Source organism: Streptomyces sp. NPDC054841, from assembly GCF_053611045.1.
The window spans coordinates 1-1,268 of record NZ_JBSGZO010000916.1; the positions used below are offsets into that span (position 1 = coordinate 1).

Consider the following 1,268-nt stretch of genomic DNA (forward strand, 5'->3'; position numbering starts at 1 on the left):
GTGTGGCTCCGACCGGCGCGCCGAGGTGTCTCCCGGGCGGCGTGCGGTGCCGGCGTACGGTGCCGGCCGGATGACGCGGCTCGTTACCCAGACGTTGCCCGGTCGGTTGCCGTGGTGCGGGCCCGGCAAGGTAGCGTCGGGTCTGCCATGGACCTTGCCTACATTCCCAGCCCGTCGACCGGTGTGCTCCAGCTCGGACCACTCCCGCTGCGCGGCTACGCCTTCTGCATCATCATCGGTGTCTTCGTAGCCGTCTGGTACGGCAACAAGCGCTGGATCGCCCGCGGCGGCAAAGCCGGCACGGTGGCCGACATCGCCGTCTGGGCGGTGCCGTTCGGCCTCGTCGGCGGCCGTCTGTACCACGTGATCACCGACTACCAGCTGTACTTCAGCGAGGGTGAGAACTGGGTCGACGCGTTCAAGATCTGGCAGGGCGGCCTCGGCATCTGGGGCGCGATCGCGCTCGGCGCGGTCGGCGCCTGGATCGGCTGCCGCCGCCGCGGCATCCCGCTCCCCGCGTACGCCGATGCCATCGCTCCCGGAATCGCCTTCGCTCAGGCGATCGGCCGCTGGGGCAACTGGTTCAACCAGGAGCTGTACGGGAAGCCGACCGACCTGCCGTGGGCCCTCAAGATCACCGAGGGTACGAACCGCGAGGCGGGCCTGTACCACCCGACGTTCCTGTACGAGTCGCTGTGGTGCATCGGCGTCGCGCTGCTGGTCATCTGGGCCGACCGGCGCTTCCGGCTCGGGCACGGGCGGGCGTTCGCGCTGTACGTCGCCGCTTACTGCGCCGGCCGCGGCTGGATCGAGTACATGCGCGTCGACGAGGCCCACCACGTCCTGGGTCTCCGCCTGAACGTCTGGACCGCGATCGTCGTCTTCGTCCTGGCCGTCGTGTACATCGTGGTCTCCGCCCGGCTCCGCCCGGGCCGCGAGGAGGTCGTCGAGCCTTCGGCCGTGGAGCCGCAGAAGAGCGACGCCCCGGATGCGGATGCGGATGCCGATGCCGATGCCGATGCCGGTTCCGGGTCGTCGGACGCGGCGAGCAGCGAGTCCGGCACCGGCACCGGCCCCGATGCTGATGCCGAGCTCACGCCCGCGGACGTCACGCCCGCCGACAAGGACCGCGACGGGGACCACGCGGACTCGGAGTCCGCGAACAAGAGCTGAACCCGTAGCACCCGCAGTACCCGCACCCGCAGGGCCGCCCGACTGTCGCAGTCGGGCGGCCCTGCGGCGTTTCCGGAGCGTGCGGGGACCAGGGC

At 71.1% G+C, this 1,268-nt stretch carries 1 protein-coding gene; it reads left to right on the forward strand.

The features are described 5' to 3' along the window. Window positions 1–147 precede the first annotated feature (147 nt). Window positions 148–1,173, forward strand: a complete 1,026-nt coding sequence (gene lgt, locus ACWGI8_RS44420; protein ID WP_453669330.1) for a prolipoprotein diacylglyceryl transferase — start codon at window positions 148–150, stop codon at window positions 1,171–1,173. Window positions 1,174–1,268 lie beyond the last annotated feature (95 nt).